The organism is Azospirillum brasilense, from assembly GCF_005222205.1.
GTDB lineage: Bacteria > Pseudomonadota > Alphaproteobacteria > Azospirillales > Azospirillaceae > Azospirillum > Azospirillum brasilense_G.
The window spans coordinates 837,543-858,529 of record NZ_CP032345.1 but is presented as its reverse complement, the minus strand read 5'-3'; the positions used below and the strand labels follow the sequence as shown (position 1 = coordinate 858,529).

Sequence of the window (20,987 nt, the reverse complement as noted above, 5' to 3'; positions counted from 1 at the left end):
TCCGAGGCGGGCCGTTTGACTCGTTGGCCAGTTTAGACTTTTTGAAAGCGGGAGCTTCCATGTCCGCACCTCCGCAGACGCGTGGTGAACCGATCACCGACCGCCGCCAACTGGCGGCCTATCTGGAATCAGGCAGCAAGCCCTCCGACCAGTGGCGCATCGGGACCGAACACGAGAAATTCGCCTACCGCGTCTCCGACCACCGGCCGCTGCCCTACGAGGGGCCGGACGGGATCGGCGAACTGCTGACCCGCCTGCAGCGCTTCGGCTGGGACCCGGTGGAGGAGAAGGGCAACCTGATCGCCCTGACCCAGGGCATGGCGAACATCACGCTGGAGCCGGGCGGGCAGGTGGAGCTGTCCGGCGCCCCGCTGGAGACCCTGCACCAGACCTGCGCCGAGGTGCACCGCCACCTCGATCAGGTCAAGGAGATCGGCGGGGAGCTGGGCATCGCCATGATGGGCCTCGGCTTCCAGCCGAAGTGGCGGCGCGACGAGATCCCCTGGATGCCCAAGGGCCGCTACAAGATCATGGGCGACTACATGCCCAAGCGCGGCAAGCTCGGCCTGGACATGATGATGCGCACCTGCACCGTGCAGGTGAATCTGGACTTCGCGTCGGAAGCTGACATGGTGAAGAAGTTCCGGGTCAGCCTGGCGCTTCAGCCCATCGCCACGGCGCTGTTCGCCAACTCGCCCTTCACCGAGGGCAAGCCGAACGGCTTCCAGAGCTTCCGCAGCCACATCTGGACCGACACCGACCCCGACCGCACCGGCGACCTGCCCTTCGTGTTCGAGGACGGCTTCGGGTTCGAGCGGTACGTGGACTATCTGCTCGACGTGCCGATGTACTTCGTCTACCGCGACGGCACGTACATCGACGCCTCCGGCCAGTCCTTCCGCGACTTCATGCAGGGCCGCCTGCCGGCGCTGCCGGGCGAGGTCCCGCTGATCACCGACTGGGCCGACCACATGACCACCTCCTTCCCCGAGGTGCGTCTGAAGAAGTATCTGGAGATGCGCGGCGCCGACGGCGGCCCGTGGCGCCGCCTGTGCGCCCTGCCGGCCCTGTGGGTCGGGCTGCTCTACGACAGCCAGGCCCTGGACGCCGCCTGGGACCTCGTGAAGGGCTGGACGACGGAGGAGCGCGCCCACCTGCGCGCCGAGGTGCCGCGCCACGCCCTGCGCACCCCCTTCCGCGGACGCACGGTGCGCGAGGTCGCGCTGGAGGTGCTGGAGATCGCCCGCGGCGGTCTGGCCCGGCGCGCCCGCAACGACAACTGGGGCGACGACGAGGCGCATTTCCTGAACACGCTGCTCGACATCGCCGAGTCCGGCCAGACCCCCGCCGACGAACTTCTGGCGAAGTTCAACGGCCCCTGGAGCGGCAGCGTCGACCCGGTGTTCAAGGAATACGCGTACTGAGAATGAAGCCCTCTCCCCCCTGGGGAGAGGGTTGGGTGAGGGGGCGCTACGCCCGGTAGGGCGGATGATGCTTGTTGAGCTTGGAGCGCCTTCGGCGCCCCCTCATCCTAACCTTCTCCCCAGGGGGGAGAAGGAATAGGGCAAGGGCTCCTTACTTCTTCCACGCGATCAGACGCCGTGCCGCCTCGGCGATGGTCTCCTCCGAACCGGCGAAGCTGAAGCGCACGAAGCGGTGGCCGCGCGCCGGGTCGAAGTCGACGCCTGGGGTGCAGGCGATGCCGGTCTCCGTCAGGATGCGCTTGCAGAAGGCCTCGCTGTCGTCGGTCATCTCCGTCACGTCGGCGTAGATGTAGAAGGCGCCGTCGGCCGGAGCCAGCTTGTCGAAGCCGGCCTTCGGCAGTTCCCTCAGCAGAAGCTCGCGGTTGCGGGCGTAGCGGGCGACGTGGCCGTCCAGCTCCTCGGTGCAGCTGAACGCGGCGACCGCGGCGGCCTGCGACAGGCTGGGGGCCGAGATGAACAGGTTCTGGGCGAGGCATTCGACCGAGCGGATCAGGTCGTCCGGAACGATCATCCAGCCGAGCCGCCAGCCGGTCATCGAGAAGTACTTGGAGAAGCTGTTCACCACCAGGGCGCTTTCGCTGACCTCGGCGGCGGTGACGGCCTCCGGTCCATAGGTCAGGCCGTGGTAGATCTCGTCGGAGACGAGGCGCACGCCCTTGGCGTCGCACCAGGCGGCGAGCGCGGTCAGCTCCTCGCGGCTCAGCATCGTGCCGGTCGGGTTGGCCGGGCTGGCGACGATCAGCCCCTGGATGGGCGGATCGAGCTGTTCCAGAAGCTCGATGGTCGGCTGGAAGCGGTGCTCCGGCCCGGTCGGCAGTTCCACCGGCTCGACCCCGATGGCGGTCAGCGTGTGGCGGTAGGCCGGGTAGCTGGGCGAGGCCATGGCCACCCGGTCGCCCGGATCGAAGGCCGCCAGGAAGCCGAGCTGGAAGGCGCCCGAGGAGCCGGTGGTGACCACCACGCGCCGCTCCGGCACCTCGATTCCGTAGCGGTCGCGGTACCAGCCGGCGATGGCCGCCCGCAGCGCCGGGATGCCCAGCGCCCCGGTGTAGCCGAGCACGTCGGCGTCGAGCATGCGGTGGGCGGCCTCCAGCACGCCCTTCGGCGCGCCGGTCGAGGGCTGCCCGACCTCCATGTGCAGGACCTCAAGGCCGGCGGCTTCGCGCTCGGCGGCGGCGCGCATCACTTCCATGACGAAGAAGGGCGGGATGGCGCCCCGTTTGGAGACTTTCGGTGCTTTGCTCATGATTCCAGACTTTTGAACATCAACGCTCGGTTTCGACCAGGATGCCCAGGGCGTGGGCGCGCGGGTCGGCGGCGATCTGGCATTCCTTCCAGCCGCTCTCCATCGAGGTCTGGCAGGTGACGAAGGTGGTCCGGCCCGGCCCGCTCGCGTCGCGGCTGACGCGGATGGCGGCGCCCGGCTCCTTGTCGAGCGCGGCGGGCAGGGCGGCGGTCAGCAGGGCGGCGGGAGCGGCGGCGGGGCCGTCGTTGCCGGCGGCGCTGGCCGCCCCGGCGAACTGGGTGCGGCCGACGATGGCGTTGGTGAGCAGGCCGGGCGCGCCGAAGCCGGCGCCGTCCACCCCGCGGGCGGCGAGCAGGCCGGTGCCCGGCACCATGCGGCCGCTGCCGAACGGCGCCCCCATGGTGAAGGAGCAGGCGACCCCATTCTCCTCATGGTCGATCACGACGAGGCCGGCGCCGGGCGCGGAGGCGCCGTTGCCGGTGGCGCCCAGCGCCTGGGCCACGCGGGCGGCGCGCCGGTCAGACGGCAGGTCGGCGGCGGCCTTCCAGGCGGCGGTCAGGGCGGCGCCGTTGTTGGTCTCGGGAAGCTGGGCGAAATGCATCGACACGATGCCCAGAGGGATCGCCGCGGTGCCGGTCCAGCGCGGCTGGAAGCCGCGGACCGCGGCGGGGTCGATGGCGGCGGCCTGCGCCACGGCGCCGCCCAGCGGCCCGCCATACATGGCGGCGATGCCGCTGCGCCGCACCTGCGACAGCGTGGCGGCCAGCTCCGGCTGGCTCAGCGGAGCGCCTTCGGCCAGCGGCGCGCCGGTGGGCAGGAAAACGCGGCGCGCCTCCGGATCGGCGGACAGGCGGGCGGCGGAGTCGGCGAGGTCGCTGGCCAGAGCCCGGCTGACCGGGGTGGAGCGGGCGAGCTGCTCGGCCGGGACCACCGCCTGCTCCCAGCGCATCGCCCCGGTGGAGGCCTGCAGCGCGTAGACGCCGCGCAGGAAGCCGGGCAGGGCGGCCCCGCCGGCACCGGCGGGCCGGGGGAGGAAGTCGAGCGTGCGGGTTTCCTTCTTCGCGGCGTCGAACACCACGCAGACGCCGCCGCCGGTCATCCCGACGCGCGAGGGCAGGGTGACGGCCATCGCCATCGCCATGGCGGTGGCGGCGTCGCCGGCCTTGCCGCCCTGGGCGATGATGTCGCGCCCGATCTCCGCGGCGCGCGGCTCGTCGGCCGCGACGAAGCTCTGGGCCGGGGCGCCCGTGCGGTATTTCGTGTTGACGCAGCCGCCCACCAGCGATGCGGCTATGGCAATCGCGCCCAACCCTTGCCAGATTCGGCGGGTGGAATGGGGTGCCCGGACCGGCGTCTTGACCGGCTGCCCGGTGCCCCGGTGTGCGGAGGAAGAAACGGTGCGCAAGCCCAGCAGGCTGGTTTCGGTCATCGCCATGGTTGCCGTGATGGTTCTGTCGTGGTCGCCGCCCGCGGGCGCGCAGCGGCGCCAGGAGATGCAATTCCTGAGCGACGCCGAGACGGAACATATCATCCGCGACATGGCGCGGCCAATCTTCCAGGCCGCTGGCATCGATCCGGACGCGGTGAACATCGTCCTGGTCAACGACAACACCATGAACGCCTTCGTCGCGGGCGGGCAGAACATCTTCCTGCACACCGGTCTGCTGCTGGGGCTGGAGGACGCCGGGCAGCTCATCGGCGTGATCGCCCACGAAACCGGCCACATCGCCGGCGGCCATCTGGTCCGCGGGTCGGAGGCGATGGAGAACGCCTTCCTGTCCTCGCTGATCGGCATGGGCATCGGCATCGTCGGCGGCATCGCCGCGGGCAACGCCGGGGCCGGTGCTGCGGGCGTCATGCTGGGCCAGCATCTGGCGGAGCGCAACTTTCTGTCCTTCTCGCGCAGCCAGGAATCCTCGGCCGACCAGGCGGGCCTGTCCTACATGGAGCAATCGGGCATCTCGGCGGAGGGGCTGGTCACCTTCCTGGAGAAGCTGGGCGCCGCCGACGACCCGCTGCTGGTGGACCGCGACGCCGGCTACCGCCGCACCCACCCGCTGACCCGCGAGCGCATCGAGACGGTGCGCAATTTCGTGGAGCGGTCACGGGTCGGCAAGAGGCCGGTGCCGGCGCAATGGAACGAGGAGTTCCGCCGCATCCAGGCCAAGCTCTACGCCTATCTCGACCCCAACGGGGCGCTGCGCCGCTACAAGGCGGACGACCCGTCCTTCGTGGCGCGCTACGGCCGGGCCTACGCCTATTTCCGGCGCGGCGAGGTCCGGCAGGCGCTGCCGCTGGTCGACGGGCTGATCGCCCAGGAACCGAAGAACGCCTTCCTCTACGAGATGAAGGGCGACCTGATGCTGCAGAACGGGCGGGCGGTGGACGCCGCCGCGCCCTACCGCAAGGCGATCGAGCTGGAGCCGGACGCCGGCAGCATCCGCGTCTCGCTGGCCCACTCCCTGATGGAGCAGAACGACGGCCGGCTGGCCGACGAGGCGCTGCGCAACCTCCAGGTGGCGTCCAAGACGCAGGCGCAGTCGGCCTTCCTGTGGCGGCTGATGGCCCAGGCCTGGAGCATGAAAGGCAACGCCGGCATGGTCGCCTACGCCACCGCCGAGGAGGCCTTCGCCCGCGGCGACAAGCCGATGGCCCGCTTCCAGGCGGAGCGGGCGGAGAAGCTTCTGCCCGTCGGCTCTCCCGGCTGGCTGCGCGCCCAGGACATCCGCGGGCAGGCGGGCGGCAAGTGAGCCTGAGCCTCCTCCCTTTGGGCGGCGCACAGCCGTCTTGCCTGACCCCGCCGTCCCGGTCCACAGTATCGCCCCGATTCGCGCCGTTTTGGCTCCCCACGAGAGAGTTCGACATGACCCGCTTCCGCCCCGCCGCCCTGGCGCTCGCCGCCGCGCTGGCCCTTCCGACGGGGCTGCTGGCCCCCGCCCTCCAGGCGCAGAGCCCGATGGACGACGCGCAGCGCAAGGCCGTCGAGGAGGTCGTGCGCGACTACATCCTGAAGAACCCGGAGATCATCCTGGAGGCCGTGGACTCGCTCCAGAAGCGCCAGAAGATGGCCGAGGAGCAGAAGGCCAAGACGGCGCTGGCCGAGAACAAGGCGGCGCTGTTCCAGAACCCCGCCGATCCGGTCGCCGGCAACCCCAAGGGCGACGTGACGGTGGTCGAGTTCTTCGACTACCAGTGCGGCTACTGCAAGGCCGTGCAGGCCGACACCGAGCGCCTGATCAAGGACGACGGCAAGCTGCGCTTCGTCTTCAAGGAGTTCCCGATCCTCAGCCCGGCCTCGCTGACCGCGGCCAAGGCGGCCCTGGCGTCGCGCGGGCAGGGCAAGTATCTGGAATTCCACAACGCCCTGATGGCCCACCGCGGCCAGCTCGACGACGACGTGATCCAGCGGCTGGCCAAGTCGGTCGGGCTGGACACCGACAAGCTGAAGAAGGACATGAACAGCCCCGAGGTGCTGAAGGTCATCGCCGCCAACCAGGCGCTGGCCGAGGAGCTGGGCATCCGCGGCACCCCGGCCTTCGTCATCGGCGACGAGCTGGTCCCCGGCGCCATCAAGCTGGACCAGATGAAGGACCTCGTCGCGGCGGCCCGCAAGGGCTGAGGCTGGGACGGGAATTGACGATGACCAAGCCGACCACCGTCGTCTTCGACATCGGCCAGGTGCTCATCGAATGGGACCCGCGGCATCTCTACCGCGAGCTGTTCGATGGGTACGAGGACCTGATGGAGGACTTCCTCGACACCATCTGCACCCCCGCCTGGAACCTGGAGCAGGACCGCGGCCGCCCGTGGGACGAGGCGGTCGCCCTTCTGACCGCCGAGTTTCCCGACTGCCGCGAGCTGATCCGCGCCTATCACGAGCGGTGGGAGGAGATGGTGCCCGGCCCCATGGCCGGAACGCCGGAGATCCTGATGGAACTGAAGCAGCGCGGGACGCCGCTCTACTCCATCACCAACTTCTCGTCGGACAAGCTGGCGCTGACCCGCCAGCGCTTCGATTTCCTAAACCTCTTCGACGGGATCATCGTGTCCGGCGACGAGAGGCTGGTGAAGCCGGACCCGGCGATCTTCCAGCTCCTGCTCGACCGCTACGGCTTGTCGGCGGCGGACTGCTATTTCATCGACGACAGCCCGGCCAATGTCGAGGCCGCCCGCATCCTCGGCATGACGGCGCACCGTTTCTCCGGCGCCGCCAGCCTGCGCGCCGAACTGGAGGAGCTGGGGCTGCTGTAGCCCCAGCGTTCTTTATGCTTCGTCGCCCGGATAGCGGATGGCGACGACCTCGATCTGCTCCAGCCCGGCGGGGGTGCGCAGGTCCACCACGTCGCCCTCCTGCGCCTTCAGCAGGGCGCGGGCGATGGGCGAAATCCAGCTCACATGGGCACGGTCCATGTCCACCTCGTCGGCGCCGACGATGGTGATGGTGTTCTCCGTGCCGTCCTCCCGCGCGTAGGTGACGGTGGCGCCGAAGAACACGCGGTCGCGGTTCTTCTGGAGCGTGGGGTCAACCACCTCCGCCGATTCCAGCCGCTTGGTCAGGAAGCGGATGCGCCGGTCGATCTCGCGCAGGCGCTTCTTGCCGTAGATGTAGTCGCCGTTTTCCGAGCGGTCGCCGTTGCCGGCCGCCCAGGACACCACCTCGACCACCTTTGGGCGCTCGACGCGCAGCAGCGAACGCAGTTCCTCCTGCATGCGCTGGAAGCCTTCGGGCGTCATGTAGTTCTTCACGCCCTTGGGCAAGGGTTTGGGATCGTCGGCCTCGTCGTCGTCGCCGGCGGAGTCGTTCTCCCGGGTGAAGGCCTTGCTCATGGTCGGGACCCTTCGCGGTTCTCAGGAAAAGGAAAAGGCGCCGCGAGGCGCCTTTTCCAGTCTTTACGGCGATGAAGCGCGCGCTTAGCGGCTCCACCAACCCCGGCGCGGCTTGGCCTCCGGAGCGGCGTTTGCGCTGGCGGGCTCGGGTGCCGGCGCGGCCGGAACCGTCTCGCTGACCGCCGGAGCGGGCGCCGCTTCGGTCGGCGCATCCGCCGCGGTCTTGCGCTTGCGCGCCGGACGCTTCTTCGGCTCCTCGGCGACGGGGGCCGCAACCGGGGCCGGAGCGGGTGCCGCCTCGGCGGGAGCGTCCGCCGCGGTCTTGCGCTTGCGCGCCGGACGCTTCTTCGGCTCCTCGGCGACCGGGGCCGCAACCGGCGCCGGGGCAGGGGCGGCCTCGGCGGTCGCGGTCTTCGCCTTGCGGCTGCGCGACGGCTTGGCCGGCGGGGCGGCTTCCTCCGGAGCGGCAGCCTTGGGGGCGGCCGCCTTGGGAGCAGCCTTGGCGCCCTTCGCGGCGCGCTTCGGCTTGGCGGGGGCCGCTTCCGGCTCCGCCGTCACGGCCTCGGCAGCCTCCGCGGCGGTCGCCTTGGCGCGGCCACGGCGCGGCTTGCGGGCCGGAGCCTCCTCCGCCACCGGGGCGGCTTCCTCGGCGGCCGGAACCTCCGCGGCGGTGTCCGCCGTGGTCTCCGGGGCGGCCTCGGCGGCCACCGCGCTGGTCAGGACCCAGTCGAACTCGACCGGTTCCATGTCCGCCGGCAGTTCCGGCGGGTTGACGGCGCGGCCGGCCTCGACGGCGGTCGGGAAGGACTCGGCTTCCGCCTCGCCCTCGGCGCCATCTTCCGATTCGGCGGCGGGCAGACCCTCGCCGGCCTCCAGGCCCTCGCGCTGGCGGGACCGCCGGCGACCACCGCGCTTGCCGCGGCGGCGCTTCTTGCGCTCGCCATTCCCGTCGCCGTTGGCCTCGAAGGCATCGGCGCCGTCCTCCGCCTCGGACGCGGCCAGATCGGCCTCCTCGTCCTCGTCGTCCTCGATGTGGGCGGGGCCGACATCGACGTCGTTGATGACGAACTCCGGCGCCTCGATCTGGGCGCGCTCGATCGCTTCCTCGTCGACCGCCGTCTCGTCGGCGTCGGCGGCCTCCGCTTCGACTTCCTCGCCCTCGGTCGCCTCGTCGGACGCGTCGGCGGACTCGCCGAACGGCGCGCGGCCATCCTCGCGGTCACGCCCGCGGCCACGGCGGCGGCGGCGGCGGCGGCGGCGGTCGCCCTCGCTCTCCCCGGCGGCGTCGGCGCGTTCCGTGACCTCGGCCCCGGCGACCTCGGCGGCCTCGACGACGGGCGCCTCCTCCTCGGCCTCCTCGGCCTCGGCGGCCAGGATGCGGTCGGTCTCGGCCAGGACGCGCTCGGCGCTGACCAGCGGCACGTCGTCCTCCGGCGTGCGGGCCTTCACGCGCTCAAGCCGCAGGTCCGGAGCGATCAGCGTGTCGTCGGCCTGGACCATGACGCGGAACCGGTAGCGGTCCTCGATCTTGGTCAGCTCGCCGCGCTTCTGGTTGAGGATGTAGAGCGCGATGCGGGTCGGCACGAAGACGGTGATCTCCGACGACCGCTTGCGGATGCCCTCCTCCTCGATGGCGCGCAGCACGTGCAGCGAGGCGGATTCCACCGAGCGGATGACGCCGGTGCCGGAGCAGTGCGGGCAGCGCTCGAAGTTGGTTTCCAGCAGCGACGGGCGCAGGCGCTGGCGCGACAGTTCCAGCAGTCCAAAGGCGGAGATGCGGCCGAGCTGGATGCGCGCCCGGTCGTTCTTCATCGCCTCCTTCAGACGGCGCTCCACCGCGGCGTTGTTGCGGGGCTCCTCCATGTCGATGAAATCGATCACGATGAGGCCCGCGAGGTCGCGCAGGCGGAGCTGGCGCGCCACCTCGTCGGCGGCTTCGAGGTTGGTCTTGTAGGCCGTTTCCTCGATGTTGCGCTCGCGCGTCGACTTGCCCGAGTTGACGTCGATGGAAACCAGCGCCTCGGTCGGGTTGATGACGATGTAGCCGCCGGAGCGGAGTTGCACGACCGGGCTGTGGATCGCGTCGATCTGCGTTTCCACCTGATAGCGGTGGAACAGCGGGATCGTGTCGTCCTGGTACTGCATGACGCGCTTGCTGTGGCTCGGCATCATCATGCGCATGAAGTCGCGCGCGGTGTTGAAGCCGGCGCTGCCCTCCACCCAGATCTCGTCGATGTCGTCGGTGTAGAGATCGCGGATCGAGCGCTTGATGAGGTTCGCCTCCTCATAGATGAGGCAGGGCGCGGACGACTTCAGCGTCTGGACGCGGATGTCGTCCCACAGGCGCAGCAGATATTCGAGGTCGCGCTTGATTTCCTGCTTGGAGCGTTCCAGCCCCGCGGTGCGCAGGATGACCGCCATGCCTTCCGGAATGTCGAGATCGGACAGGATCTCCTTCAGGCGCTTGCGGTCGGCGGGGTTGGTGATCTTGCGGGAGATCCCGCCGCCGCGGCCCGTGTTGGGCATCAGCACGCAGTAGCGGCCCGGCAGCGACAGGTAGGTGGTCAGCGCCGCGCCCTTGTTGCCGCGCTCCTCCTTGGTCACCTGGACCAGCATGACCTGCCGGCGCTTGATGACTTCCTGGATCTTGTAGCTGCGCAGCGGGCGGGCGCGGCGGCGGTGGGCCTCTTCGACCTCGTCCCCGCCGATGACGTCCGGGCTCTCGGCCGGGGCGGCGCCTTCCGGAGCCTCGTCCGAATCCGCGGCCTCGTCCGAACCACCGTCCGAACCGGCGTCCGTGGCGAAGGCCGGGACATCGCCCTCGAACCCGTCGCCCTCGGCCTCGGCGTAGGAGCCGGGCATCGGGGAGTTTTCCTCGACCACGACATCCGGGCGGATCGGCTCGGCCATCACGGCGCCGTCGGCGGCGGCCTCGGCGCGGGCCTCGGCCTGCTCCTCAAGCCGGCGCTCCTCGGCCAGCAGGGCCTCGCGGTCGGCGATCGGGATGCGGTAATAGTCGGGGTGGATTTCCGAGAAGGCCAGGAAGCCGTGGCGGTTCCCGCCATATTCCACGAAGGCCGCCTGGAGCGACGGCTCGACCCGGGTCACCTTGGCAAGGTAGATGTTGCCCTTGAGTTGCTTCCGGGTGGCGATTTCGAAGTCGAGATCTTCGAGTCTGTTCCCATTGACCACGGCGACCCGGGTTTCCTCCGGGTGCGTGGCGTCCACCAGCATGCGCTTGGCCATACAAGATCCCCATGACGCCCCAGGCCGCCCGCGCGACGGACAAGCCGCCAGGGCGCGTCATCGTTGTGAGCGAAGCCTGCGGAACCGGCCCCTAACCCGTCGAACGGCGCTGACGAAGCAGCCAGGACGGGTCGGGCTTCGGCCTCCGGGTTACGGCCTTGCGGCCGGCACCAGCTTCGAGGTTTCGTCCCAATCCACCGGCAACCCAGAAGCGTCACGCCCCGGACCGCGCCCGATGATGTAAATTTCGGCCGTGGGGGTCCGCGGGCGACGCCCACAGTCACCCCGGAGAGAAACCTCTCGGAAGAGTGGGCTGGTGGGTCGCGGTATGTCGCAGAGCTACCATAGACAAGCACGAAACCATGCACAACGTGGAATTCGGCGAAAGTTGCGGTCCGTCGCATCCGGTTCGGCGGCATTTCCCCGGGCCGGGGCCGGCGGGGGCGGTGTTGCATGAACGGCACCCTCGCCGACAATTCCGCCACGCCCCCGGACACCAGCGTTGAGCGCCTTGATTTCGCTGCGCTATAGCTGAGCGCTGGCTTTGCCGGTTTGTGGTTTCTGGTGGAACGGATGCCCCGATTGCTCGCGATTGTCGCTGCGCTGGGCGCCCTTCTGGGGGCGGCCGTTCTGCCGTGCGCCCCGGCGCAGGCCCAGACCACCGCGGCGCTGCCCTTCCCGCCGCCGGTGCAGGAGCGGGTGTCCGTCCTGAACGCGCGGCTCGGCCTGCATCCCGACAAGACGCGGCTGGTTCTGGAACTCACCGACTCGGTTCCCTTCACCGTGTCGGTGCACGGCTCGCCCTACCGCGTCGTCGTCGATCTGCCGGAGGTGAGCTGGCCGGGCGGCAACACGGTGATGGCGGGCAAGGGCGTGGTCGCCCGCTACCGCTTCGAAGGGCGCGACGGCGGCGCCTCCCGCCTGGTGGTGGAGACCGACGGCCCGGCGCGGGTGGTCGAGTCCTACCTCATCCCGCCGCGCGACGGCTTCAAGCCGCGCTTCGTCCTCGACATCGCCCGCACCACCCCGGCGCAGTTCGCCGCCGCCGCCCCGGTCGCCGCGACCACGGCCACTGCGGCCACCGCGTCGGTGAGCCGCGACGCGGTCCGCCCGCCGGCGAAGAAGGACCCCATCGTGCCGGTCGCCGCGGCCCTTCCGCCCCCGGTCCCGCCGCGGGCGGCGCCGGTGCCGGAAAAGCCGATGATCGTCGTCGATCCCGGCCATGGCGGCGTCGATCCCGGCGCGGTCGGCGTCGGCGGGGTCTATGAGAAGGACATCACGCTGGCGATGGCGCGGGAGCTGAAGCGCCAGTTGGAAGGGTCCGGCCGCTACCGGGTGCGGCTGACCCGCGACAAGGACGTGTTCATCCGCCTGCGCGACCGCGTCGCCATCGCGCGGGAGGCCAACGCCGACCTGTTCCTGTCTCTGCACGCCGACAGCATCGGCTCCGCCAACATGCGCGGCCTGTCCATCTACACCCTGTCCGACCGGGCGTCCGACCGCGAGGCGGAGATGCTGGCCGCCAAGGAGAACCGGGCCGACGCGCTGGCCGGCATGGACCTGTCCTCCGAGAATGATCTGGTGGCCTCGATCCTGATCGACCTCGCCCAGCGCGACACGATGAACCACTCCAAGCGCTTCGCCAACATGGCGCTGGAGCACCTCGGCCGCGAGGTCAAGCTGATCCCCAACAAGCCGCACCGTCAGGCCGGCTTCGCCGTGCTGACCGCGCCGGACATGCCGTCCGCGCTGGTCGAAATGGGCTACTTGTCGAGTCCCCAGGACGTCAGCCTGCTGAGCAAGTCGGCCCACCGCGAAAAGCTCGGCCGCGGCATGGTCCGCACCATCGACGCCTATTTCAAATGGCTGACCGGGGCGCAGAAGAGCTGAGGCTCGGTTGAACCGAAATCGGCCGCGCCGGGCACCGCTGCCCAGTGCAGCCATGCGGGCGGGGGCGGGCGGGCATACGCGTCTTCCGGTCACCACTTTCTTGCATGCGCCTTGTGGCCGTCACATTTTCCTGACATGGCTGCGAGGGAGTCGGACTGCTGCCCCTCGCGGTGTAGGATGCCGCCCATCGGACGGTTCCGCGTCTTCCCGGTCTCTGTCCCGGACGAAGGCGGCGGGGCCGCCGCCATGCCTGTCTGGGAACCGTCATGCGCTTTATTCTGTCCGCCCTGATGGCCGTCGTGATCCTCGCCCTGGCCGGGGCGGGAGGGCTGGTCTACATGCTGGACCATTACGATCACGAACTGCCGGACTACACCAAGCTCGCCAACTACGAACCGCCGGTGACCACCCGCGTCCATGCGGGCGACGGACGCCTGCTGGCCGAGTTCGCGTCGGAAAAGCGCGTGTTCGTCCCCATCGACGCCATGCCGAAGCGCGTGACCAACGCCTTCCTGTCCGCCGAGGACAAGAACTTCTACGACCACAAGGGCATCGATCCCGTCGGCATCGCCCGCGCCATCCTGACCAACGTGGAGAATCTCGGCCGCGACCGCCGGCCGATGGGCGCCTCGACGATCACGCAGCAGGTCGCCAAGAACATGCTGCTGACCAACGAGGTCTCCTTCTCGCGCAAGATCAAGGAAGCGATCCTGGCGGTCCGCATCGAGCGGGCCTTCAGCAAGGACCGCATCCTCGAGCTGTACCTGAACGAGATCTTCCTGGGATACCGTTCCTACGGCGTGGCGGCGGCGGCGCTGAACTACTTCAACAAGGCGCTGGACGAGCTGGACATCGAGGAGGCGGCCTATCTGGCGGCCCTGCCCAAGGCGCCCAGCAACTACCATCCGGAACGCCAGCGCGACGCCGCCATCGCGCGGCGCAACTGGGTGATCGGGCGCATGGCCGAGGACGGGCACATCACCCCGGAAGAGGCCAGGATCGCCCAGTCCAAGCCCCTGGTCGTGCGCAAGCGCGACGAGCAGGAGTATGTGACCTCGGAGTATTTCGCCGAGGAGGTCCGGCGCGAGCTGGTGAAGCTCTACGGCGAGCAGGCGCTCTACGAGGGCGGCCTGTCGGTCCGCGCCTCCATGGACCCGGTGCTTCAGCAGGCGGCGACCAAGGCGCTGCGCAGCGGGCTGGTCCAGTACGACCGCCGCCACGGCTACCGCGGCCCGGTCGGCAAGATGGAGAATTTCGACAACTGGGCGAAGAAGCTCGCCTCCATGGCGCCGCCCGCCGGCTCCGAGGGCTGGCATCTGGCGGTGGTGCTGAAGGACGACGAGGCGGCGGCGCTCGACATCGGCCTGCCGGACGGCTCGCGCGGCCGGGTGCCGCTGGCCGAGCTGCGCTGGGCGCGGGCGCAGCGCGACGACAACCGGCTCGGCCCGGAGATCCGCCGCCCTTCCGACGTCGCCAAGCTGGGCGACCTGATCCTGGTCGAGGCCGCCGGCAAGGACGAGAAGGGCAAGGAACCGCCGGCGGGCACCTACGCGCTGCGGCAGGTTCCGGCGGTGCAGGGCGGTCTGGTCGCGCTCGACCCGCACACCGGCCGCGTGCTCGCCATGGTCGGCGGCTTCTCCCCGCACATGAGTTCCTTCAACCGCGCCACCCAGGCAATGCGCCAGCCGGGCTCCTCCTTCAAGCCCTTCGTCTATCTGACGGCGCTGAACCAGGGCTTCACCCCGTCCTCGCTGGTGATGGACGCGCCGTTCGAATACGACCCCGGCCACGGCCAGCCGATCTGGCGGCCGGAAAACTACAGCCACGAGTTCTACGGCCCGACGCCGCTGCGCGCCGGCATCGAGAAGTCGCGGAACGTCATGACCGTCCGTCTGGCCCAGGCCGTCGGCATGGACAAGGTGAAGGCGCTGGCCGAGAATTTCGGCATCACCGACAACCTCCAGCCCTACCTGCCGATGTCGCTCGGCGCGGGCGAGACGACGGTGCTGCGCCTCGCCACCGCCTACGCCATGCTGGCCAACGGCGGCAAGCGGGTCGGCCCGACCTTCATCGACCGGGTGCAGGACCGCAACGGCAAGACCATCTTCCGCCACGACACGCGCCCCTGCGCCGCCTGCAACCAGGTGGCCTGGAACGACGGGCTGACCGTTCCCGCCGTCGCCGACACGCGGGAGCAGGTGAACGACCCGCGCACCGTCTACCAGATGGTCTCCATGCTGGAGGGCGTGGTGCAGCGCGGCACGGCGACCAAGCTGCTGTCGCTGGGCAAGCCGCTGGCCGGCAAGACCGGCACGACCAACGACAGCCACGACGCGTGGTTCATGGGCTTCTCGCCCAACCTCGTGGTCGGCACCTACATCGGCTTCGACCAGCCGCGCTCGCTGGGCGCCCGCGAGACCGGTGGCTCGGCGGCGGTGCCGGTGTTCAAGGACGTGATGGAGGTGGCGCTGAAGGACCAGCCGGCCACGCCGTTCCGCGTGCCGCGCGGCCTGCGCCTCGTCCGCGTCAACCCGGAGAACGGGCGTCTCGCCCAGCCCGGCGAGCGCAAGGCGATCTGGGAGGCCTTCATCCCCGGCACCGAGCCGAACCCCGACCAGCCGCAGATGGTGCTGGACGGCTCGGCCCACGCCGCGGACGGCGGCTGGACCGGCGGGGTGCCCGGCGGCGACCCGGCGGCCCAGCAGCAGCCGGGTGGTTGGGGCGCTCCGGCGGCTCCGCCCTCGGCGGCGACGGTGGGAACCGGCGGTCTCTACTGAGCCGGGCCGGCTCGACAGAACGAGTTCAACAAGAAAAAAGCCCCGCTTCCCGGTTCGGGAGGCGGGGCTTTTCCTTTGTGCGAAGCCTCAGGGCCGTGCGGCGGTGTGGGTGTCCGGGCGGAGCTGGGCGATGGCGTCGGCCGGGGCGGTGTCGGTGGGGCAATCGGCCAGCGGGCGCAGCCGGTCCTCCATCCGCGCCAGCATCACGCGGACGCCCTCCTGATTGATGTGCAGGGCGTCCACGAAATGGGCCTCGTCCTCGACCTCGCGGCGGGTGTCGATGACCGGCACGTCGGGCGGCAGGCGGGTCTTCAGGTCCTCGAAGAAGGCGTCGAAGTTGGTCACCTTCTCGATGTAGCCGGGGAAGAAGGGCGTGATGACCACGGCGACCCGCGTGCCCTTCTCCCGCGCCGTGCCGATGATGCGGTCCAGCGCGTCCCAGTTCGGCTGGAAGCCTTCCATCCGCTCCGTCGGCGCCTTTTCGAGCTGGGCCTTGAGGAAGGGCGACATGGTGCCGCTCAGCGTCCGGTCGCCGGTCGGGTGCAGCCCGTCGAAGGCCAGCCGGATCGTCTGGTTGTTGTTGAAGATCAGCGTGTTGAACAGCTTGTTGGAGGCCCACATGGTGGCGTCGACCTGACGGATGAAGCCGTCCACCCGTTCCGAGTAGTAGGCGAGCAGCGGCAGGTCGGCGAGCGCCTTGGGATCGTCGACCACGCTCGTCGGCTCGACCAGCAGCAGGCGGGGGGCGCCGTGCCGGTCGAGATAATCCTCCCACAGCAGGTCGCCGACCGTGGTGGGGGCGCCGCCCATGCCCAGGTTCAGCACCCGGCCGCAGGTCAGCGCCTGCACCTCCTCCACCGGGAAGTGGTTGTCGGCGCGGGAGTTGCCCAGGATCACCACGTCGGCGGGCGGCCCCTTGCGGTAGACGGTCATGAAGCGGTCCGACGACTGGAGGAGCGTGTCGCCCATCCAGGACGCCACCGCGCGGTCCATGGCGACCACCATGCCCAGGATCAGTCCGACGGCGGCCAAAAGGCGGATCATGGTTCGGGCTCCCTCAGAACTGGAAATAGATGAAGGATCGGTTGGCGAAGTTGCCGAAGAGCAGGAGCATCAGGATCAGCGTGGCGCAGCCGGCGGAGCGGACCACGACGTTGACTCCGGCGTAGCGACGCCCGGCCCCGAACTCGATCATCGCGTCGATCATCAGGACGACGAGGCCGAACAGGGCGACGCGGACCAGATAGCTCATCTGCTGCATGCCGCGCGGCAGGCTGAAATCGCCCTCGGCGATGATGCCCAGGATGGTCCGCACCGTGTGCATGTCGTCGGCGCGGAAGGGCAGCCAAGTCAGCGTGATCAGCAGGAAGACCAGCCCGACGGTCAGCAGCTTCCCCGCCATCAGCGGCGCGCCGCTGAGCCGCAGCGGGCTGCGCTTGGCCAGCCAGCGCACGCCGTCCTCCGCCGCCATCAGGGTGGCGTGCATGGCGCCCCACAGGACGAAGGTCCAGGCGGCGCCGTGCCACAGGCCGGACACCAGCATCACGATGGTCAGGTTGCGGATGCGCAGCCAGTGGGTGCGTCCGCCGCCCATCGGGATGTAGACGTAGTCGCGGAACCATGTGGACAGCGAGATGTGCCAGCGCCGCCAGAAGTCCTTCATGCCCATGGCGAAGTAGGGGCGGGCGAAGTTCTGGCAGAGCGTGTAGCCGAAGATCTGCGCCAGACCGATGGCGATCAGCGAGTAGCCGGCGAAGTCGCCGTAGATCTGGAGCGAGAAGCAGATCAGACCGATGACGTGGTTCAGCGCGTTGAAGAACTCCGGCTGGGCGAAGCGCGCGTCGACCACGGCGGCGGCGTTGTCGGCCAGACCGAGCTTGAGGAAATAGCCCCAGATGATCTTCTCCAGCCCGGCGAAGCGGAAGGCGAAGCTGACGTCGTGGCGCGGGCCGTTCTGGATCTGGGGCAGCAGGTCGCGCGCCCGGACGATCGGCCCGGCGACGAGCTGCGGGAAGAAGGCGACGAAGGTGGCGTAGCGCAGCAGCGACCGCTCCGGCTTCTCCAGATGGCCGAGATAGAGGTCCAGCGTGTAGCTGAGATTCTGGAAGGTGTAGAAGGAAATGCCGACGGGCAGGATGATGGACAGCGTGCGGTGCCCGACGTCGAGGCCGAGCGAGGCCAGCGCCACCTGCGCGCTGTCGATGAAGAAGTTGAAGTATTTGAAAAAGAACAGGATCGCCAGATTGGTGGCGAGGCTTATCTGCATGAAGATGCGGGCGGTGGCCCGGTTCGGCGCGTCGGCGATGCGCAGGCCGCAATAGAAGTCGAGCAGCGTCGTGCCGGCGAGCAGCAGGCAGAAGCGGTAATCCCAGAAGCCGTAGAAGATGTAGCTGGACACCAGCAGCAGCGGCGTGAACAGCCGCGTCCTGGCGAGCATCATGAAGCCCGCCGTGAAGGCCGTGATGAACAGCAGGAACCCCAGGCTGGTGAAGTTCATCGGGGGGCCACGCTATTGTTGTTGGGGAACGGGGGCGCCGATAGCCCGCGCCCGCCGGGTGACGGGCACGAACGTCGGTGACGCTATCATGGGGAACCACCACCTATTCGCGCCGCGAAAGTGGTTTTGCGGCGCAAAAACGGTTTCATCCGAGTGGGTTGCCCGGCTGTCCCTGTGACGGTGCGGCGCTCCGGCGGGTTACCGTTCCGGTCTGGTCCAGCGTCGCGGAAGCCGGTGGGGCTGTGGAATAAGAGGGTGCAACGCCGCTCCCAACCCGCTACATAAGGGCCAAGACACTGGTTCAACTCTGGCTGACGAGGAGGCACTGCGATGCGGGCCGAGATCGAAGCGGCCGCCGGCGAGATTAGAGAATCGCTGGCGCTGCTGAGGAGGCATCTTTGACTGGGATAACGCGCTGCGTCGTCTCGACGAACTGAACGCCCACGCCGAAGACCCCAAGCTGTGGGACGACCCGTCCCGCGCGCAGACCATCATGCGCGAGCGCACCCAGCTCGAAAATTCCGTGAACGGCTACCGTGCGCTTGAGCGCGACCTGTCCGACAGCCTGGAGCTGATCGAGATGGGCGAGGCCGAGGGCGACGCGACCGTGGTCGCCGACGCCGAGGCCCAGCTCTACGCGCTGCGCGACCGCGCGGCCAAGCTCCAGATCGAGAGCCTGCTCTCGGGCGAGGCCGACGCCAACGACTGCTTCATCGAGGTGAACGCCGGCGCCGGCGGCACGGAGGCCCAGGACTGGGCGCTCATGCTGATGCGCATGTACCTCCGCTGGGCGGAACAGCACGGCTACAAGACGCAGTGGCTCGAGGAGAGCCCCGGCGAAGAGGCCGGCATCAAGTCCGCCACCGCGCAGATCAGCGGCCACAACGCCTACGGCTGGCTGAAGACCGAGGCCGGCGTGCACCGTCTGGTGCGCATCAGCCCGTTCGACAGCCAGGCGCGCCGCCAGACCAGCTTCGCCGCCGTCTCGGTGTCTCCGGTGATCGACGACAAGATCAACATCGAGATCAACGAGAAGGACTGCCGCATCGATACCTTCCGGGCGTCGGGCGCCGGCGGCCAGCACGTCAACAAGACGGACTCGGCGATCCGCATCACCCACCTGCCCACGGGCATCGTGGTGGCCTGCCAGCAGGAGCGCTCGCAGCACAAGAACCGCGCCAAGGCGTGGGACATGCTGCGCGCCCGCCTGTATGAGCGGGAGCTGAAGATCCGCGAGGACGCCGCCGCCGCTCTTGAAGCGACCAAGAGCGACATCGGCTGGGGCCACCAGATCCGCTCCTACGTCCTGCACCCCTACCAGATGGTGAAGGACCTGCGGACCGAGGTGGAGACCTCGCAGAGCCAGGCGGTGCTGGACGGCGACCTGGACATGTTCCTGGAAGCGGCGCTGGCTTCCCGCCTGAAGGGTCAGAGCGACGACGCTGCGGCGTGAATGCGGGTGGGGGTAGGTCTAGCCCCCACCCTAACCCTCCCCCGCTTCGCAGGGGAGGGGACTTGATCCTCCCTCCCCTGCGAAGCGGGGGAGGGCCGGGGAGGGGGCAAGGCACCCCCTATTTTTATCCCTTGGCCCATTTTTACCCCTTGGGAAGAAACGCGGCCTCTGCGTTGTTGATCTCCGCAACAAGAAACGGAGAGAGACCATGAACCGCAGCCTGTTCGCCGCCTTCCTGGCCGCCACGGCCTTCGCGTCCCCGGCCTACGCCGCCTGCCCGACGGACTCGATGACGCCGGACATGTATTTCGCCTATGTTGAAGGCATCCAGAAGACCCTGACCGAGCAGGGCTTCCGCCCCGGCGTGATCGACGGGAAGATCGGCCCCAACACCCGCTCCGCCATCCGCGCCTATCAGAAGGCCGCGAAGCTCCCGGTGGACGGCTGTCCGACTCAGGAGCTTCTCGACCACATCAATTTCTCCCAGCCGAAGATCTACGGACCGGGCAAGCGGTAAAATCTGCCCTCACTTTACGAAGGTCAGGTCCATGACGGACTTGGCGTCCAGCGCCTTGTCCACCTGACCTTCGGACTGCCAGAACTTCACCTGATTGACGACGTCGTCGACCAGCAGCTTGCCCTTCGGCTCGACGTAGGGCAGGCCGGCGGCGACCACCTCGGGCTTCTGCTTCGTCGCCTCGGCGATGATCGCCAGCAGTTCGTCGTAGCCCGGCCCCTTCACAATGGCGCCCGACGCGTCCTTGGCGTTGAAGGCGGCGTGGTATTCGGCCAGAGCGGTCAGATAGGCGCTGACGAACTTCTCGGCCAGCGGGCGGCGCTGGGCGACGGTCTTCGGGCTGGTGAAGAGGGCGCCGAGCTGCCACGGCGTCTCGTCGCCGACCCAGCCCAGGATGGTGCCGGAACCTTCGGCGGCGAGCTGACGGGCCACCGTCACCGGGGCGATCACCGCGTCCACCTGACCGCCCTTGAAGGCGGCGACCATCTTCGGCACGTCCTGCATCGCCACCATGGTCACGTCCTTGACCGAGAAGCCGTGCTTCTGGCCGAGCAGGCCGACCATGTAATGGAAGGTCGAGCCGACCGTGGTGATGGCGATGCGCTTGCCCTTGAGGTCCGCCGGCTTGGTCAGCCCGGCGTCGTGCGCCGCCTTGGTCGCCACATAGGCGCTGAGCTGGAAGCCCGGCTCGTCGCGGCTCTGCGCCGCGATCATGGTGACGGCGCCCTTGGCCGCGAGGTTGTAGAAGCCCGCCGTCAGGCCGGTGACGCCGAAATCCACGTCGCCCGAGGCCACCGCCACCGGCACCTGCTGGGCCGAGGTGAACATCTTCAGGTCGACGTCCAGCCCTTCCTTCTCGAAATAGCCCTTGGATTTGGCGATGAAGATCGGGCCGGAGGAGGCCAGCGCCAGCACGCCGATGGAGGTCTTCTCCAATCCCTGCGCCTCGGCGGCGGGCGTCCCGGCCAGCGCCAGGGCCGCGGCACCCATTGCACCCAGAACCAAACGGCGGCTCCAACGCACGACGGTCATTCTCAGTCTCCCATTTTC

The 20,987-nt window shown here is 69.3% G+C and carries 15 protein-coding genes; 8 read left to right on the top strand and 7 right to left on the bottom strand.

Going from position 1 to position 20,987, the window contains the following annotated elements:
- Nucleotides 1-59 precede the first annotated feature (59 nt).
- A complete protein-coding gene (locus tag D3869_RS04250; protein WP_137139053.1) occupies nt 60-1,424 on the top strand; it encodes a glutamate--cysteine ligase in 1,365 nt (454 codons plus the stop codon).
- Between the two features lie 151 nt (nt 1,425-1,575).
- Here the strand turns inward: D3869_RS04250 and D3869_RS04245 are convergent, their stop codons facing one another.
- Nucleotides 1,576-2,730 carry a pyridoxal phosphate-dependent aminotransferase gene (locus D3869_RS04245; RefSeq protein ID WP_137139052.1) on the bottom strand — a complete coding sequence of 385 codons (1,155 nt, stop codon included), beginning with the start codon at nt 2,728-2,730 and terminating at the stop codon, nt 1,576-1,578.
- 19 nt (nt 2,731-2,749) lie between these two features.
- Complete coding sequence (locus D3869_RS04240) at nt 2,750-4,159, bottom strand: gamma-glutamyltransferase (protein ID WP_247895714.1); 1,410 nt, start codon at nt 4,157-4,159, stop codon at nt 2,750-2,752.
- On the opposite strand from D3869_RS04240, the gene D3869_RS04235 reads away from it, so the two are divergent.
- The 3 genes from D3869_RS04235 (at nt 4,128) to D3869_RS04225 (ending at nt 6,981) form a co-directional block, all read left to right on the top strand.
- A complete protein-coding gene (locus D3869_RS04235; protein WP_247895713.1) occupies nt 4,128-5,480 on the top strand; it encodes a M48 family metalloprotease in 1,353 nt (450 codons plus the stop codon). The genes D3869_RS04240 and D3869_RS04235 overlap by 32 nt on opposite strands.
- Before the next feature lie 113 nt (nt 5,481-5,593).
- Nucleotides 5,594-6,349 carry a DsbA family protein gene (locus tag D3869_RS04230; RefSeq protein WP_137139051.1) on the top strand — a complete coding sequence of 252 codons (756 nt, stop codon included), beginning with the start codon at nt 5,594-5,596 and terminating at the stop codon, nt 6,347-6,349.
- 20 nt (nt 6,350-6,369) lie between these two features.
- Nucleotides 6,370-6,981, top strand: a complete 612-nt coding sequence (locus tag D3869_RS04225; RefSeq protein ID WP_137139050.1) for an HAD family hydrolase — start codon at nt 6,370-6,372, stop codon at nt 6,979-6,981.
- A 12-nt stretch (nt 6,982-6,993) separates the two neighbouring features.
- On the opposite strand, the gene greB is transcribed toward D3869_RS04225, so the two are convergent.
- Together greB and D3869_RS04215 are read right to left on the bottom strand one after the other, a co-directional pair.
- A complete protein-coding gene (gene greB / locus D3869_RS04220) occupies nt 6,994-7,557 on the bottom strand; it encodes a transcription elongation factor GreB (protein ID WP_137139049.1) in 564 nt (187 codons plus the stop codon).
- Nucleotides 7,558-7,641: 84 nt separating this feature from the next.
- Entirely contained in the window at nt 7,642-10,803 is a 3,162-nt protein-coding gene (locus D3869_RS04215; RefSeq protein ID WP_137139048.1) for an Rne/Rng family ribonuclease, read from the bottom strand.
- Between the two features lie 582 nt (nt 10,804-11,385).
- Between D3869_RS04215 and D3869_RS04210 the strand changes: the two genes are divergently transcribed.
- Together D3869_RS04210 and D3869_RS04205 are read left to right on the top strand one after the other, a co-directional pair.
- Nucleotides 11,386-12,693: an N-acetylmuramoyl-L-alanine amidase gene (locus D3869_RS04210; protein WP_137139047.1), complete on the top strand. Its 1,308-nt coding sequence runs from the start codon at nt 11,386-11,388 to the stop codon at nt 12,691-12,693.
- Between the two features lie 266 nt (nt 12,694-12,959).
- Nucleotides 12,960-15,470 carry a penicillin-binding protein 1A gene (locus tag D3869_RS04205; RefSeq protein ID WP_137139046.1) on the top strand — a complete coding sequence of 837 codons (2,511 nt, stop codon included), beginning with the start codon at nt 12,960-12,962 and terminating at the stop codon, nt 15,468-15,470.
- An 87-nt stretch (nt 15,471-15,557) separates the two neighbouring features.
- Here the strand turns inward: D3869_RS04205 and D3869_RS04200 are convergent, their stop codons facing one another.
- Together D3869_RS04200 and D3869_RS04195 are read right to left on the bottom strand one after the other, a co-directional pair.
- On the bottom strand, nt 15,558-16,514 hold the full coding sequence (locus tag D3869_RS04200) for a hypothetical protein (RefSeq protein WP_137139045.1): 957 nt from the start codon (nt 16,512-16,514) through the stop codon (nt 15,558-15,560).
- 13 nt (nt 16,515-16,527) lie between these two features.
- Nucleotides 16,528-17,967, bottom strand: a complete 1,440-nt coding sequence (locus D3869_RS04195; RefSeq protein ID WP_137139044.1) for an MBOAT family O-acyltransferase — start codon at nt 17,965-17,967, stop codon at nt 16,528-16,530.
- Nucleotides 17,968-18,297: 330 nt separating this feature from the next.
- Between D3869_RS04195 and prfB the strand changes: the two genes are divergently transcribed.
- Nucleotides 18,298-19,420, top strand: a protein-coding gene (gene prfB / locus D3869_RS04190) for a peptide chain release factor 2 (RefSeq protein ID WP_137139043.1) whose coding sequence is annotated in 2 segments (ribosomal slippage) — nt 18,298-18,366 and nt 18,368-19,420 — 1,122 coding nt in all. Because the reading frame shifts where the segments join, the coding sequence is not laid out codon by codon here.
- A 208-nt stretch (nt 19,421-19,628) separates the two neighbouring features.
- Complete coding sequence (locus D3869_RS04185) at nt 19,629-19,937, top strand: peptidoglycan-binding domain-containing protein (RefSeq protein WP_137139042.1); 309 nt, start codon at nt 19,629-19,631, stop codon at nt 19,935-19,937.
- 9 nt (nt 19,938-19,946) lie between these two features.
- Here D3869_RS04185 and D3869_RS04180 read toward each other — a convergent pair whose 3' ends face one another.
- A complete protein-coding gene (locus D3869_RS04180; RefSeq protein ID WP_137139041.1) occupies nt 19,947-20,969 on the bottom strand; it encodes an ABC transporter substrate-binding protein in 1,023 nt (340 codons plus the stop codon).
- Between the last annotated feature and the right edge of the window lie 18 nt (nt 20,970-20,987).

Coding starts and splice junctions, on each gene's coding strand:
- D3869_RS04200 (WP_137139045.1), bottom strand. CDS start 16,514: ATGATCCGCCTTTTGGCCGCCGTCGGACTGATCCTGGGCATGGTGGTC.
- D3869_RS04195 (WP_137139044.1), bottom strand. CDS start 17,967: ATGAACTTCACCAGCCTGGGGTTCCTGCTGTTCATCACGGCCTTCACG.
- D3869_RS04250 (WP_137139053.1), top strand. CDS start 60: ATGTCCGCACCTCCGCAGACGCGTGGTGAACCGATCACCGACCGCCGC.
- greB (WP_137139049.1), bottom strand. CDS start 7,557: ATGAGCAAGGCCTTCACCCGGGAGAACGACTCCGCCGGCGACGACGAC.
- D3869_RS04225 (WP_137139050.1), top strand. CDS start 6,370: ATGACCAAGCCGACCACCGTCGTCTTCGACATCGGCCAGGTGCTCATC.
- D3869_RS04205 (WP_137139046.1), top strand. CDS start 12,960: ATGCGCTTTATTCTGTCCGCCCTGATGGCCGTCGTGATCCTCGCCCTG.
- D3869_RS04230 (WP_137139051.1), top strand. CDS start 5,594: ATGACCCGCTTCCGCCCCGCCGCCCTGGCGCTCGCCGCCGCGCTGGCC.
- D3869_RS04215 (WP_137139048.1), bottom strand. CDS start 10,803: ATGGCCAAGCGCATGCTGGTGGACGCCACGCACCCGGAGGAAACCCGG.
- D3869_RS04185 (WP_137139042.1), top strand. CDS start 19,629: ATGAACCGCAGCCTGTTCGCCGCCTTCCTGGCCGCCACGGCCTTCGCG.
- D3869_RS04180 (WP_137139041.1), bottom strand. CDS start 20,969: ATGACCGTCGTGCGTTGGAGCCGCCGTTTGGTTCTGGGTGCAATGGGT.
- D3869_RS04240 (WP_247895714.1), bottom strand. CDS start 4,159: ATGACCGAAACCAGCCTGCTGGGCTTGCGCACCGTTTCTTCCTCCGCA.
- D3869_RS04245 (WP_137139052.1), bottom strand. CDS start 2,730: ATGAGCAAAGCACCGAAAGTCTCCAAACGGGGCGCCATCCCGCCCTTC.